We start from the raw sequence: 13,279 nt of genomic DNA, 5'->3' as shown, positions 1-13,279 counted from the left end.
TATAATCCCTGCTGCAATGTTGATCAGTGAAACCGGCCAATGAGCAAGCGATTTCGCATGGCGTCCAGCTACGAGCCGGCCGGCGACCAGCCGACGGCCATCGATGCGCTGGTTAAAGGGCTCGGGGCCGGGCAGTCGCATCAGACCCTGCTGGGCGTGACCGGCTCGGGCAAGACCTTCACCATGGCCAACGTGATCGAGCGGGTGCAGCGCCCGGCGCTGGTAATGGCGCCCAACAAGACCCTGGCCGCGCAGCTCTACGGCGAGTTCAAAGCCTTTTTCCCCGATAACGCCGTCGAGTATTTCGTCAGCTACTACGACTACTACCAGCCCGAGGCCTACGTGCCGTCCTCGGACACCTTCATCGAGAAGGACGCCTCGATCAACGAGCACATCGAGCAGATGCGCCTGTCGGCGACCAAGGCATTGCTCGAACGGCCCGATTCGCTGATCGTGGCGACCGTTTCGTCGATCTACGGCCTGGGTGATCCCAGCTCCTTCCTGAAGATGACCTTGCCGCTGAAGGTCGGCGAGCGCATGAACCAGCGCGAGATCCTCAGGCGCCTGGCCGAGATGCAGTATTCACGCAATGATTTCGAGCTCAGGCGCGGCACATACCGCGTGCGCGGCGAGGTGATCGACCTGTTTCCCGGAGATTCGGAAATCGAGGCGGTACGGGTCGAACTGTTCGACGACGAGATCGAGCGCATCAGCTATTTCGATCCGCTCACCGGCGAGCTCCACGAGAAGACCGACGAGCTGACGATCTTTCCCAAGACCCACTACGTCACGCCGCGACAGGTGGTGCTCGACGCGGTCGAGGCGATCAAGGCCGAACTGAAGGAGCGCCTCGAACAGCTCGAGCAGGCCGGCAAGCTGCTCGAAGCCCAGCGGCTGAGCCAGCGCACCCAGTTCGATATCGAGATGATGCTCGAGCTCGGCTACTGTCAGGGCATCGAGAACTACTCGCGCCATCTCACCGGGCGCCAGGCCGGCGATCCGCCGCCGACCCTGTTCGATTACCTGCCCAAGGACGCGATCCTGATCGTCGACGAATCGCACGTCACCATTCCGCAGATCGGCGGCATGTACCGCGGCGACCGCTCGCGTAAGGAAACCCTGGTCGAATACGGTTTTCGCCTGCCCTCGGCGATGGACAACCGGCCGCTGAGGTTCGAGGAATTCGAGGCGAGAGCACCGCAGATGGTCCTGGTCTCGGCGACGCCCCGACAGTGGGAGTTCGATCATTCGCAGACCGTGGCCGAGCAGGTCGTGCGGCCGACCGGCCTGATCGACCCGGAAGTCGAAGTCCGCCCGGTCGCGAGTCAGGTCGATGATCTGCTCTCCGAAATCCATGATCGGGTCGGACAGGGCGATCGCGTCCTGGTGACCACCCTGACCAAGCGCATGGCCGAGAACCTGACCGAGTACCTGGCCGAGCACGACGTGCGCGTGCGCTACCTGCATTCCGACGTTGACACGGTGGAGCGAGTCGAGATCATCCGCGACCTGCGCCTGGGCGCCTTCGATGTACTGGTCGGTATCAATCTGCTCAGAGAGGGCCTCGACCTGCCGGAAGTCTCGCTGGTGGCCATTCTCGACGCCGACAAGGAAGGCTTCCTGCGTTCCGAAGGATCACTGATCCAGACCATCGGCCGTGCGGCACGCAACCTGCGCGGCAAGGCCATCCTGTATGCCGACAAGATGACCAACTCCATGACCCGCGCCATCGAAGAAACCGAACGTCGCCGAGCCAAACAGATCGCGCATAACGAAGAACACGGCATCACGCCGAAGACCATCGTCAAGAACATCGCCGACATCATGTCCGATGCCCAGCACACCCCCGGCAAGCGCCCCGGCCGCAAGGCCGCCGAAGAGCCGGCCGAATACAAGGCCGAAGCGGTATCTCCCGAACAGGCCGCCCGAGAGATCGCCCGCCTGGAAAAGGAAATGTTCAAGGCGGCCGAAGATCTGGAATTCGAAAAGGCAGCGAAAATTCGCGATCAGATCTCGCGTATCCGTGAAAAGGGCTTCCAATTACCGGATAGTGCGTTGGCGAAGTAGTTTCAGTAGTACAGCTTAGCCGTGGGAGTAGGCAATGGCATTCTATTTAACTTCGGGCAGGACGTTTGTCGACATCAGTAGTCGACTATAAGAATTATTGGGGGGTTGGTTTTGGAATCTGCTGTATATGTCATGATGGCTCTGCTGGCCTTGGCGTTCTTCTCTTGTGCGGTAGCTTGGTTCTTTTTCTCTCTGCAGGCGATTTGCAACGTTATTCCAGGGAAGGGATGGATTATCTGGTTTCCTATATGGTTGTTTATGCCGGATATATTTACCGAAGAGGGCAACCGGTACCGGGTAAAGGCCCTCAGAATGGCGGGGTGCATGCTGCTAATGCTGTTGGCGTTTCTGGGTATTAAGTCAACACTGTAGACCGCGATCGGACTTACTCATATACGCGCTCGAAGCCTTCCACGCTGAAGCCGTTGATGCGCGTATCGCCGACCAGGATCACCGGCACGCCGGTGGCATCCATGGCATCGTAGCGGCGTCGGGCTGCCGGATCATTGTCGATATCATATTCGGTGTAGCGGATGCCGTTGTCGGCGAAGTACTCTCTGGCCTTGGCGCAGTAAGGGCACCAATCGGTGGCATACATGACTACCCTTGGCTGTTTACCTTCGGCAGCCAGCCGTGGCGCCGACTTGATCTCCACCGCCTCGTAGCTATTGATCGACTTGAGCTCGACCTCTTCGGAGTTCTCCTCAACCGGCTTGCGGTCGCTGAAATGGAGATTGCCGTCCTCATCCACCCACCGGTATACCTGTGCATCGACGAGAGTGCAGGCCAGTACCATCCATATTGCGATCAACTTATACACCGACTCGATACCTGCCTGGCGTTTGATGGCAATCATGGTACCGGAAAGTCGACTCCCTGCCCTGATCGATACGGAATGCCGGATCGCAGGCCTGCGGCATTGCCAATGCTGCTCGGGATGCCTGGCGACTGATGCTTGTCTGGTTGGTCGGCCGCGCAACTTGATTGACAGCTTTGGGGGCGCGGCGTAATCTGGTCGGCGCACAAGGGGAAACCATGAGTACTTCGGTGCAACGCCGAAGAGGAGGATCCAATGGGATGCTTCAACCGGAAACACGCAGTTCTTTCACCACTTGTCGCCGTAGTTCTGGCTGTTCCCACCCTGGCCAGTGCGGAGCGTATTCAGGCCAGTCTGAGTGGCTATGAAGAAGTTCCCTCGGTCTCGACCGTCGCCATTGGCGATTTTCGGGCAATGATCAGCCCGGATGGCGGCTCCATCGACTTCGAGCTGAGCTACTTCGACCTCCAGGGCGATGTCACGATGGCCCACATTCACTTCGCCAATGCCGACGTCAATGGTTCCGTGGTGGCCTGGCTGTGCGGCACCGCTGCCATACCCGGTCCGGCCGGCACGGCCACCTGTCCGGAGTCGGGCACGGTTTCGGGTACCATCACAGCCAGCGAGGTCGTCGGCTCGTCGGCCACCCAGCAGATCATGGCGGGTGACCTGGACGCGGTGATCGCCGCCATCCGGGCTGGCGCCGCATATGTCAATGTTCACTCTGTGTTATCACCTGGCGGCGAAATTCGCGGCCAGATACGAGGTTCCCGCCGGAAGTGAATCTGGTGCCCATCGGCTGATTGAGGTAACTGTCCCCGCACATTCGCGGGGACAGTTTTAGAATCCCGGACTCCGGTTCTTCACCGTTCGACACGATCTGACGGTGGGCTAATCGCGAGCAGGCGCTTATCCCAAGGCGACACAGACAAGGACACCCGCGGCACCGTTCGATATCGGGAGGTTGAAGTCTAATGGCCGAATGGATTTTTGTATTGTCGATTGCCGCCGCTGCAAGTCTGAGTGTGCCGACCGGAGCGGCGCTGGCAGCAGTGGAGCGCATTCGGCCTGACTGGCTCGAAGAGGAGTTCCGTCACTCGATCGTCGCTTTCGGTGGTGGCGCCCTGTTGGCTGCTGTGGCCCTGGTGCTCGTGCCCGACGGCATGGAGTCACTGCCGCTTGCCGCGGCCGCGGCCTGCTTCATCCTCGGCGGAATCGCCTTCATGTTGCTCGATCGTCTGCTGGCGCGGCGCAAGTCTTCCGCCAGCCAGCTTGTGGCCATGCTGGCCGATTTCGCTCCCGAGGCGCTTGCCCTCGGCGCGGTGTTCGCAGCGGGTACCGGTTCCGCGCCGCTGCTGGCGGCCCTCATTGCCCTGCAGAACCTGCCCGAATCGTTCAACGCCTTTCGCGAAATCCGCGAAACGACCTCAACTACTGCCGTGCGGATTGTCGTTGTGTTCGGGCTGATTGCGCTGTTAGGGCCGGCTTGTGCGCTGGCGGGCTATTTCCTGCTTTCGGATCTAAGCGCCGTGGTCGGCGCCATCATGCTCTTTTCCTCCGGCGGCATCCTGTACCTGGTATTCCAGGACATTGCGCCCCAGGCCCGGCTGGAACGGCACTGGGCTCCGCCGCTGGGCGCTGTCGCCGGTTTCCTGATGGGCATGATCGGGCACGGTCTGGTCGGGGCCGGCTGACTCGACAGGCCCATACGAAACCGAGGGGGCCGGCCACTGTTGGCCTTGAATCCTTTCTGAAACGCATGCAGTTCTGTTGTATATCCTTTCGCCCATCAGGAGGCAAGCATGGCCATCAGCGACAAGCACATCGCAATTCTCGCCGAAGACGACTACCAGGAACTGGAACTGCACTATCCGCGACTCCGGCTGATCGAGGCCGGTGCGCGCGTTTCCGTTCTTGGTGCCGGCAAGGACGTCTATCACAGCGGCAAGGGCTACGCGGTCAAGCCCGATGCGGATATCTCCGACGCGAAAGCTGAAGACTTCGATGCGGTGGTGATTCCGGGCGGCATGGCGCCGGACAAGATGCGCCGGCATCGGGCGATGGTCGAATTCGTTCGTGCCATGGACGATGCGGGCAAGGTCGTGGCCTGGATCTGCCATGCCGGCTGGATGGCGGTTTCGGCCGATATCGTTCGCGGACGGCGAGCGACGTCATTCGCGTCCATTCGCGACGACATGGTCAATGCCGGTGCCGATTGGGTCGACGAAGAAGTGGTTGTCGACGGCAACCTGATCAGCAGTCGCGTGCCCGACGATCTGCCGGCGTTCTGCCGCGAAATCCTGCGCAAGCTGGACTGAGGCCGGCCGGGTGGCCCATCGAAAAACTTCCGCCTTGCGGAAGGTCACCCTGATCGTCAATCCGACCGCTGGTCGCGGCCGCACGGCGCGCCTGGTCGAGGTTCTGCAGCGAGCGCAAGGTCCGGATTGCGAAGTGCTGGTCACGCGTGCACCTGGCGAGGCGCGAGAACTCGCCGGGTCGCGCAGGGACGATACCGACCGGGTGGTGGTGGCGGTCGGGGGTGACGGGACGGTTCACGAGGTTGGCGGGGCGCTGGTCGGCGCGGAAGCTATCTTCGGGGTATTGCCGGCCGGTTCGGGCAATGATTTCGCCAAGATGCTGGCTGAGCCGCCGCCACCGGAATCGGCAGCCGAATACTTTGCCTCGGCAGAGGTGCGCCGCTGCGATGCTGGCGAGATCCGCATCCGTCATGCTGACGGGCGCAGTACGCAGCGGTATTTCATCAACGGCGTGGGCATCGGCTTCGAAGCGGTGGTGGCCGATGCGGCCTCGCGCGCTCGTTGGCTGGGTGGCAGTGCACGCTATATCGTCAGTGCGGTTCGTCGACTGCTGACCTATCGAGCGCCCGACGCGGTCCTTCGTTTCGATGGTCGGGAAGTGGCAGGCCCCTTGTTCCTGGTGGCGGTCGGCAACGGCCGCTGCGCCGGCGGGCATTTCTACCTGACGCCGGAGGCCGCCATCGACGACGGGCTATTCGATATCTGTTTTACCACCACGCGTTCGATTCCGCGCCTGCTCAGGCGGTTGCCCGCCGCACTGCGCGGGCGGCATCTGGCCTTCGATGATATCGAGCTGGAGCGAAGCCAGGCGATGCAACTGCAGTGCCCTGACGGTTGCATGATCCACGCCGATGGCGAGTTGCTCGCCCGAAACGCAGTCGAAGTCGAAGTAGATATCCTGCCGGGGGCTCTGCGCCTGGCCGGATGATGCGGGCCGGCCGGTGGCCGGCCCGCGGGTGTGGCAGGATCAGAAGCGGTAGTCGAGCCCGACAGAGCCGGTGCGCGGCTTGTTGGGGCGCGCGCCGTCCGGAAGACGGGAAACAATCACTTGTTCGTCGAACAGGTTGTCGACCTTGACGAAGACGGTCATTGCCTCGGTCAGTGCATAGCGCGAGATCCAGTCGACGACGAACAGGGACTCGGTCCGGTCAAAGGGCTCGTCGGCGCGGTTGCAGCCGACCTGGACGCAGGTCTCGGCCATGTACTTGGCAACGAAATGGTTGTCCCAGCCGCTGGTGTGTTCGAGCCCCAGACGCAGGCTGAAGAGGTTGTCCGGAATGTCGGCCAGTTCGTCGCCGTCGGATACGCCGGTGACGGGGTTGCTCTCGCTGATTTCGGCCTGTGTCCAGGTGTAGTTGAAGCTCAGCGGAATGTGCAGGCTGTCGGTGTACCACTCGCGGGCGAACTGGAATTCGACGCCCTGAACGATCGCCTCGCCGGTGACGAAGTTGCCGCTGGTCGCGCCGTTGCTGCACGGCGTTGCAACCGAGCAAACTTCGGCCTGGTTCTGAAAGTCGCTGCGGAAGCCGACCAGTTCGAGAAAGCTGTCGGCCTGGCGGTAGCGGAAGCCGAACTCGTAGTTGACGCTGGTCTCCGGCTCGTCGTTTTCGGTGGCGCCGCCGCTGAGGGGCGCGAAGCCGCGATGCACGCCGCCGAGCATCTGGAACTGGTCGTTCATGTCCCAGGTAAAGGATGCGCCAGGCAGCCATTCGCTCGCCGTGCTCGAGCGCCGCGACGGTTCATCGGAGCGGTCGGTCGTGCTGAACTGGCGGCGGTAGGTGTCCGCATCCTCGTAGCGCAGGGCCAGGTCGAGCTTGAAGTCCCGGGTGACTCGCCATTCGTCGACCGCCCAGAATGCGAGGGCGTCGGCACCCTCGAGGCGATTGTTGCCGCCGGTGGGCGCGACGGTGTCCCGGAAGACCAGGCTGCCGTTGATCTGGTCGTAGACTTCGACCGGCTGAAAGCGGTCCATGCGGTCGCTGTGGTCACGCGCACCGACCTGCAGGCGGTGGTTGCCGATTTCGGCATTGGCGCCGAACTCGATGCCGTAGGATTCGTACTCACGGTTGTTGTGCTTGTAGTCGAGCCCTTCGATATCCTGCTCGCCGTGCAGCACGGCCAGGGCGTCGGTGTCACCGGCATTGGCAGCGTCGATGAGAGACCCGAAGCTGCCCTTGAACCAGTCGCGGGCGAACTCGTTGTAATAGGCCAGGGCGGTCAGGGATACCCGATCGGTCAAGTCGAGCGCCCAGTTCAGGGAAAAGCCCTGGTGGTCGTTGTTCATCTGGTCGATCTCGGACAGTCCATATCGACGGTTGGGATCGCGGGCGAAGTCGGCGTCGGTCAGGCCGGCATAGGTCTCGTTCGAGGTCTGCTCGGAATACTTCGCCTTGGCCAGCAGGCTGTGGCGGCCGCTGCTCCAGCCGAGCTTGACCAGGTAGCTCTGGATATCGAAGCCGGCATCGCGATTGCTGCGGTCGATGTCCTTGAAGCCGTCGGTGTTGCGGTAAACGGCGTCGACCAGAAAGCCGAAGTTGCCCTGGGTTCCGCCGTACCAGGCGTGCGTATTGTGTTCGCTGTTCTCGCCCAGGGTGGTGAGAACCCGACCGCTGTTCTCGGCTGGAATCGGCGTGGTAACCAGGTTGATCACGCCGCCGGTGGTCTGCGGGCCATAGCGCAGCAGCGGGGCACCCTTGATGACTTCCACCGCCTGCATCTGGAAAGCTTCGGGAAAGTAGTAGGCGGCCGGGTTGGAATAGGGCGCTGGTGCAATCAGCACGCCGTCTTCGAGCAGAGTGACCTTGCTGGAACGACCGCCGGCGGCGGCGCGAATGCCGATGTTGGGGCGCAGGCCTTCGCCGTCCTCTTCTCGGATATACACACCGGGAACGGTCTTGAGCAGCTGGTTGATGTCGGTGCGGGCCTCGATTTGCATCTGTTCGGAATCGATGACGGCGCCGGTGCCTGAAAGGCGGCGAGCGTCCTCGCGGCTGCCGACGATGCGTATCCGGTCGATAATCAGACCCCAGTCGTTCAGGGTGTTCTGTGCGAGCGCCCGCCCAGCTTGTTCGCGTTCGTCATTCTTCGACTCGTCATCGCTGTTCTGGGCGCCGGCGCCGGTAGCCAGAGTGAACGACAGGGCGAAGATCAATGCGTGTTTCATTGTTGAAATGTCCTGCGTGTTGCGTGAGTGGATGAATAATTCGGCGCAATTCTAAACGCAAATCATTATCATCTGCAACACAATTTCACAAAAAGGGTGAATCACAGTTCACGGGCGGCATGCAGGCTGCCCGTGGGCATTGCCGGGGTTCAGGGGCTACTGGTGCGGCCCGGCAGGACTGTTGGGGTTCTTCTAGCGCAGGCAGCGATAGATGATGAAGCGGCGCTCGCCGTCGTCGATCGGGCCGTCCGGCACGATTGTGTCGCCACCCAGTTCCAGGGCGCTGTTGCGCGCCAGGTCGGCCAGTTCTTCGCCAACCTTGTCGGAATTGCGGTTATAGAAGCCGACCCGGTCGCGGACCGAGGTGGTGGTCGCGCCCAGCCGCTCGCAGCTGTGGACCTGGGAGGAACTACGCAGGTTGACCCGGTCCGCACCAGGTTTGAGGTCGACCCAGCTGCAGCCGGCGAGCAGGACCGTCACGAATACAGCTAGGAGGGCTGGTCTGATCATGGCTCAGGAATCTTGTTGGCTACGGCTGTCGATTCTAGACGCTTTGCCGGGCAGACTCGAGCGCATGTAACGTTGCCACAGCATCCAGGCCACCAGGGCCAGAACGGCACAGCCAACCACCCAGTTGAAGCGCCCGAACCGGTACTGCCCGGCCAGGGTCATCACGCAGCCCAGGCCGGCGGCAATGGAAATGCCCAGGGGGTGGTAGAGCAGGGGTCGTGATCCGCCGACCAGGGCATGATGCGCGATGAAGAACAGCGGCGCCCCTGCAGCCAGCGCCAATCCCGCTGTGAACAGCCAGGGTGCCGACTGCCAGCCGGCCACGCCTGCAGCGGCAGCCAGGGCTGTCAACAGCAGGATGACCGGAAGGTGTCGCATCAGTTGTCGGTGGCCCGGCGGCGGAACCAGACCGCGGCGGCCAACAGCACGAAGGCGATGGCCAGGCCGATCCACATGGCCGGACGGGTCAGGTATTCGAAACTGTTCCCGAAGCTCATGAACAGGTCGTCGCCGAATCGGACGTCGGTAAAGTCCGTCGTGCCGCCGTTTGAGTTGATGTTGAAGTTCACGTTGGTCGGCAGGATCCCGCTGCCCAGGCGCATGAGAATGATCATGCCGATATTGAAGTCCGGCATGGTGAAACTGGTCAGCAGACTCCAGGTGTGCTGCAACAGCGCGGCACCGGCGGGAATGGCGATGGCAACCAGGATGGGGACGCGCGGCGCCCACGATGAGCAGAACACCAGCCAGGCGTAGATCGGCAGAAGCCACAGGGCCTGAATCACGATGCCGACGGACATCACCGACCACAGTTTCGGCAGCGAGGCAGGCAGCCAGAAGGTGGTGAATGGATTGACCCCGGCCATCAGGCCGTAAACCGATGCGATTGAAAGCAGGACCAACTGGGTGATGATCACCGCGACCAGATAGATGGCGGGTGCCAGCAGACAGGCAGTGAGCACTTTCGAAGCCACCGTCGTCCGATCGGAAACGGGTAGCGATTTCCAGAACAGGATCGACCGGTCCTTGCGCTCGTCGTACAGACAGCTGGACAGATAAAAGATGACGACCAGGATCAGTATCTGGAAGAACAGGGTGGACGAGGCAAACAGGGCGCCGGTCATGAACATGCGGCGCTGATCGCCCGGTGCCTCGGCGAACTGTCGGATGGCATCGAAAGTGAACGCCATTTCGTTGTCGAAGCGCGAGCCGAGAATGAGGCCGAATACGGTAAAGAACAGGGTCAGGCCGATCAGTACGACAGGGGTCCACTTGAATGCACCCGGGCTTTCCCACAGCTCGCGGCGCATCAGAGTCCAGAGGGTATGAATGGTATTCATGCCGCTTCCTCCCGGGGCTCATCATTTTCATACTCGTCGCCCATCAGTGCCACGAACAGGTCGGCCACGCTGGGGCGGTGCAACTCACCCATGTCACGCAGTCGCGATGCGTCGGCACGGTCGAACAGGAAAATGTGGCGGCCGAACAGGACGCGCTCGTGGATGGGGTTCATCGCACGCGCTTCTTCGACCCGGTCAGCCTGGACCATGACCTCGCAAAAGCGCTCGTGAACTGCATCCATGGTGGCGTTGAGTACCAGTTTGCCGTCCTTGATGAACATCAGGTCGGTGAGAATATGCTCGACTTCCTCGACCTGATGGGTGGTGATCAGGATGGTGCGCTCCTCGTCGAAATACTCATTGAGGAGATTGGAATAGAAGCGCTTGCGAAACAGGATATCGAGCCCAAGGGTGGGTTCGTCGAGGACCAGGAGCTTGGCGTCGATGGCCATGACCAGCGCCAGGTGCAGTTGGACGACCATGCCCTTGGAGAGCGACTTGACCTTGGCGTTCTGCCGCACCTTGGTGTTCTTCAGATAGTGCAGGCAGCGTTCCCGCGAAAAGCGCGGATGCAGGCGCTCGGTCAGTTCGATTACTTGCCAGACCCGGGCCCAGCGCGGCAGTACCGCTACGTCGGCAATGAAGCAGACGTCCTTCATCAGTTCGTCGCGGTCCTTGTCCGGCCTGCGGCCGAGCACTTCGAGTTCACCGTCGAAGCTGGTCAGGCCCAGGATCGCCTTGAGTGCCGTAGTCTTGCCGGCACCATTGGGACCAATCAGGCCGACGATGCGGCCCGAGGGGACCTCCAGGTCGATGCCGTCAACCGCATGATTGCTACCGTAGTAGCGTTTCAGGTTGCGGGCATGAATGGTCAGGCTCATCAGTTCTTCTCCTTTTTGTTTCGTGCCGCCATGAGGCTCTCAAGCGACAGCCCGAGTTGTTCGATGCGTTCCGCCAGACGCGGCCATTCCTCGTTGAGAAATCGTTCGCGTTCGCTCTCCAGCAGCCTGGCGCGAGCGCCTTCGCAGACAAACATACCGACCCCGCGGCGCTTTTCAACCAGTTCATCGTCCACCAGCGACTGGTAAGACTTGGAAACCGTCAGCGGATTGATCTGGAAATCAACCGCCACTTGCCGTACCGACGGCAGGGGCTGGCCTTCGCGCAACGTGCCGTCGAGAATCGCGGCGATCGTTTTTTCGCGCAACTGCCAGTAAATCGGCTGGTTATCGTCCCAGCGTGCTTCCATGATCAGTGGGTCAGCCCCGAGAACCAGGGCGACAGCTCCAGCCGGCCGGAACGGCCGCTCTTGCCTGCGCTGACCTGCTCCTTCGGAGTGACCGCCTCCAGCGTTGCTTCTTCTTTCGGTTCGTCCTGTACCCGATCGACCTGGCGGGCCTGAAGTTGCTCGTCCAGCGTCGACTGATCGACGGTGAAGGCCAGCACCAGGCAGACGGCTGCAGCCACCAGGGCCAGCCGATGCGGGATGGCGAGTGTTCGATGTCGTGTGATCGGCAACATGGTCAGCTCCTGTTGGCTGTCGTGTTGGTGTATTAGTCTAGTAGAACACCACTACAGAGTCAAGCCCTTTTTTCACAGGCAATACATCGTACCTGCGCGAGCGTTCAGGCGCCGCCAGCAATCTGGTAGACTGCAGAGCATTGAACTGACACCCCTCGCGGTGGTCTCACGCGATACTCGAAAACCCCATTCCCAAGGAGTTTCACCAATGAAGATCGTCCGAATTCTGGCCGGCTCCGTGCTGGCTGCGAGTGTTTCGACCGTTGCCCTGGCCCAGGAAGAACTCGAAACGCCCGAAGAGCGTCTGAGCTACACCATTGGCATGGACATCGGTGGCTCGCTGGCTGAGCAGGATATCGACCTGGATATGGATCTGCTCGTCGAAGCCTTGCGCGCAAGCTATAACGGCGAAGAAACCCGCCTGACCGAAGAAGAGGCCCTGGCCGAGCGCGACGCGTTCATGCAGCGCCGCCAGCAGCAGATGGAGGTCGAGCGTGCGCAGGAAGCCTCCGTCAATCTCGAAGAAGGCGAAGCCTTCCTGGCCGAGAACGCCGAGCGCGAAGGTATTAGCGTGACCGAATCCGGTCTGCAGTACCGCGTGATCGAAGAAGGCGAAGGCGCCAGCCCGACCGCCGAGGATCGCGTGACCGTTCATTACAAGGGCACCCTGATCGACGGTACCGTGTTCGACAGTTCCTACGATCGCGGCGAGCCGGCCACCTTTGCCCTCAACCAGGTCATTCCCGGCTGGACCGAAGGTGTGCAGCTGATGAAGGAAGGCGCCAAGTATGAATTCTTCGTTCCTTCCGAGCTGGCCTACGGAGAGCAGGGCCGTCCGGGTCCCATCGGTCCCAATTCGACCCTGATCTTCGAAGTCGAACTGCTGGAAGTGGGCGACGGCGAGTCCCAGGAATAGTCAGCGACGACAATCACAGCCATGGGGACACTGCAAGATGCCCTGCTCAAGGCAGGGCTGGCCGACGAAAAGCAGGCTGAGAAGCCTCGGCGCCGGGGCAAGCCCGGTGCCGGGGATTCCGGCTCGAAGAAGGCCCGCGCCAATGGTGCGGCCGGTCATAAAAAGCGCCCGGCGCGCAAGAAAACGGGTGCTGATTCGGATCTGGCGCGTGCATACGCAGCCCGCCGAAAGGCCGAAGCGAATGAGAAGGAGGCCGAAAAGCAGCGCCGCGTGGCCGAACAGGAAGAGCGCCGCAGGCGCAATCTCCAGCTCGATGAAATCATCAAGGGCAACACCCTCAATCGCAAGGACGCCGAGATCCCGCGCTACTTCGAGCACATGGGTCGTATTCGCCGCGTCCTGTGTACCCCCGAGCAGCGCGAGCAACTCAATCGCGGCGAGATCGGCGTGGTCAACCTGCGCGGATCCTACCTGCTCGTCTCACTAGAGACCCTCGAGCAATACCGCGAGCTGGCTCCCGACCTGGTCCCCGGCCTGGAAGGCCGCGAGGAACCCGAGGACGACGGCAGCCATTACCCCCCGGTGCCCGACGACCTCGTGTGGTAGCGCGCGGGTTCGGGAGGCTCG

At 61.7% G+C, this 13,279-nt stretch carries 16 protein-coding genes; 8 read left to right on the top strand and 8 right to left on the bottom strand.

What is annotated here, in order from left to right; translation table 11 throughout:
* Window positions 1-39: 39 nt before the first annotated feature.
* Together uvrB and G4Y73_RS13145 are read left to right on the top strand one after the other, a co-directional pair.
* Window positions 40-2,067 (top strand): excinuclease ABC subunit UvrB, encoded by a 2,028-nt coding sequence (uvrB, locus tag G4Y73_RS13150; protein WP_164232280.1) that lies wholly within the window; start codon window positions 40-42, stop codon window positions 2,065-2,067.
* 132 nt (window positions 2,068-2,199) lie between these two features.
* Window positions 2,200-2,439, top strand: coding sequence for a hypothetical protein (locus G4Y73_RS13145; RefSeq protein ID WP_164232279.1), 240 nt, complete (start codon window positions 2,200-2,202; stop codon window positions 2,437-2,439).
* Window positions 2,440-2,452: 13 nt separating this feature from the next.
* Here G4Y73_RS13145 and G4Y73_RS13140 read toward each other — a convergent pair whose 3' ends face one another.
* Entirely contained in the window at window positions 2,453-2,923 is a 471-nt protein-coding gene (locus G4Y73_RS13140) for a glutaredoxin family protein (RefSeq protein WP_205596651.1), read from the bottom strand.
* A 216-nt stretch (window positions 2,924-3,139) separates the two neighbouring features.
* Between G4Y73_RS13140 and G4Y73_RS13135 the strand changes: the two genes are divergently transcribed.
* The 4 genes from G4Y73_RS13135 (at window position 3,140) to G4Y73_RS13120 (ending at window position 6,130) form a co-directional block, all read left to right on the top strand.
* Window positions 3,140-3,667: a CHRD domain-containing protein gene (locus tag G4Y73_RS13135; RefSeq protein WP_164232278.1), complete on the top strand. Its 528-nt coding sequence runs from the start codon at window positions 3,140-3,142 to the stop codon at window positions 3,665-3,667.
* 191 nt (window positions 3,668-3,858) lie between these two features.
* Window positions 3,859-4,578, top strand: a complete 720-nt coding sequence (locus G4Y73_RS13130) for a divalent cation transporter (protein ID WP_164232277.1) — start codon at window positions 3,859-3,861, stop codon at window positions 4,576-4,578.
* A 108-nt stretch (window positions 4,579-4,686) separates the two neighbouring features.
* Window positions 4,687-5,202 (top strand): type 1 glutamine amidotransferase domain-containing protein, encoded by a 516-nt coding sequence (locus tag G4Y73_RS13125; protein WP_164232276.1) that lies wholly within the window; start codon window positions 4,687-4,689, stop codon window positions 5,200-5,202.
* Window positions 5,203-5,236: 34 nt separating this feature from the next.
* A complete protein-coding gene (locus G4Y73_RS13120; RefSeq protein ID WP_164232275.1) occupies window positions 5,237-6,130 on the top strand; it encodes a diacylglycerol kinase family protein in 894 nt (297 codons plus the stop codon).
* Between the two features lie 39 nt (window positions 6,131-6,169).
* Here G4Y73_RS13120 and G4Y73_RS13115 read toward each other — a convergent pair whose 3' ends face one another.
* From G4Y73_RS13115 to G4Y73_RS13085, 7 genes are all read right to left on the bottom strand, one after another.
* Entirely contained in the window at window positions 6,170-8,365 is a 2,196-nt protein-coding gene (locus G4Y73_RS13115) for a TonB-dependent receptor (protein WP_164232274.1), read from the bottom strand.
* A 192-nt stretch (window positions 8,366-8,557) separates the two neighbouring features.
* Window positions 8,558-8,875 (bottom strand): DUF4156 domain-containing protein, encoded by a 318-nt coding sequence (locus G4Y73_RS13110; protein WP_164232273.1) that lies wholly within the window; start codon window positions 8,873-8,875, stop codon window positions 8,558-8,560.
* Between the two features lie 3 nt (window positions 8,876-8,878).
* On the bottom strand, window positions 8,879-9,253 hold the full coding sequence (locus tag G4Y73_RS13105) for a hypothetical protein (protein ID WP_164232272.1): 375 nt from the start codon (window positions 9,251-9,253) through the stop codon (window positions 8,879-8,881).
* Window positions 9,253-10,215: a hypothetical protein gene (locus tag G4Y73_RS13100; protein WP_164232271.1), complete on the bottom strand. Its 963-nt coding sequence runs from the start codon at window positions 10,213-10,215 to the stop codon at window positions 9,253-9,255. Before G4Y73_RS13100 ends, G4Y73_RS13105 begins: the two co-directional genes overlap by 1 nt.
* Window positions 10,212-11,096, bottom strand: coding sequence for an ABC transporter ATP-binding protein (locus G4Y73_RS13095; protein WP_164232270.1), 885 nt, complete (start codon window positions 11,094-11,096; stop codon window positions 10,212-10,214). Before G4Y73_RS13095 ends, G4Y73_RS13100 begins: the two co-directional genes overlap by 4 nt.
* The gene (locus G4Y73_RS13090; RefSeq protein ID WP_164232269.1) at window positions 11,096-11,464 is read right to left on the bottom strand and encodes a GntR family transcriptional regulator; all 369 of its coding nucleotides are present in this window, start codon (window positions 11,462-11,464) and stop codon (window positions 11,096-11,098) included. The genes G4Y73_RS13095 and G4Y73_RS13090 overlap by 1 nt, the downstream gene beginning before the upstream one ends.
* Window positions 11,465-11,466: 2 nt before the next feature.
* Complete coding sequence (locus G4Y73_RS13085) at window positions 11,467-11,736, bottom strand: hypothetical protein (RefSeq protein WP_164232268.1); 270 nt, start codon at window positions 11,734-11,736, stop codon at window positions 11,467-11,469.
* Window positions 11,737-11,944: 208 nt separating this feature from the next.
* Here G4Y73_RS13085 and G4Y73_RS13080 point away from each other — a divergent pair, with 208 nt between their 5' ends.
* Together G4Y73_RS13080 and G4Y73_RS13075 are read left to right on the top strand one after the other, a co-directional pair.
* Entirely contained in the window at window positions 11,945-12,652 is a 708-nt protein-coding gene (locus tag G4Y73_RS13080) for an FKBP-type peptidyl-prolyl cis-trans isomerase (protein ID WP_164232267.1), read from the top strand.
* A 21-nt stretch (window positions 12,653-12,673) separates the two neighbouring features.
* Complete coding sequence (locus tag G4Y73_RS13075; RefSeq protein ID WP_164232266.1) at window positions 12,674-13,258, top strand: DUF2058 family protein; 585 nt, start codon at window positions 12,674-12,676, stop codon at window positions 13,256-13,258.
* The last annotated feature ends 21 nt before the right edge of the window (window positions 13,259-13,279 follow it).

Source organism: Wenzhouxiangella sp. XN201 (assembly GCF_011008905.1).
Lineage (GTDB): Bacteria > Pseudomonadota > Gammaproteobacteria > Xanthomonadales > Wenzhouxiangellaceae > Wenzhouxiangella.
Note: the sequence above shows the minus strand (reverse complement) of the source record. Positions and strands in the feature narration are given on the sequence as shown.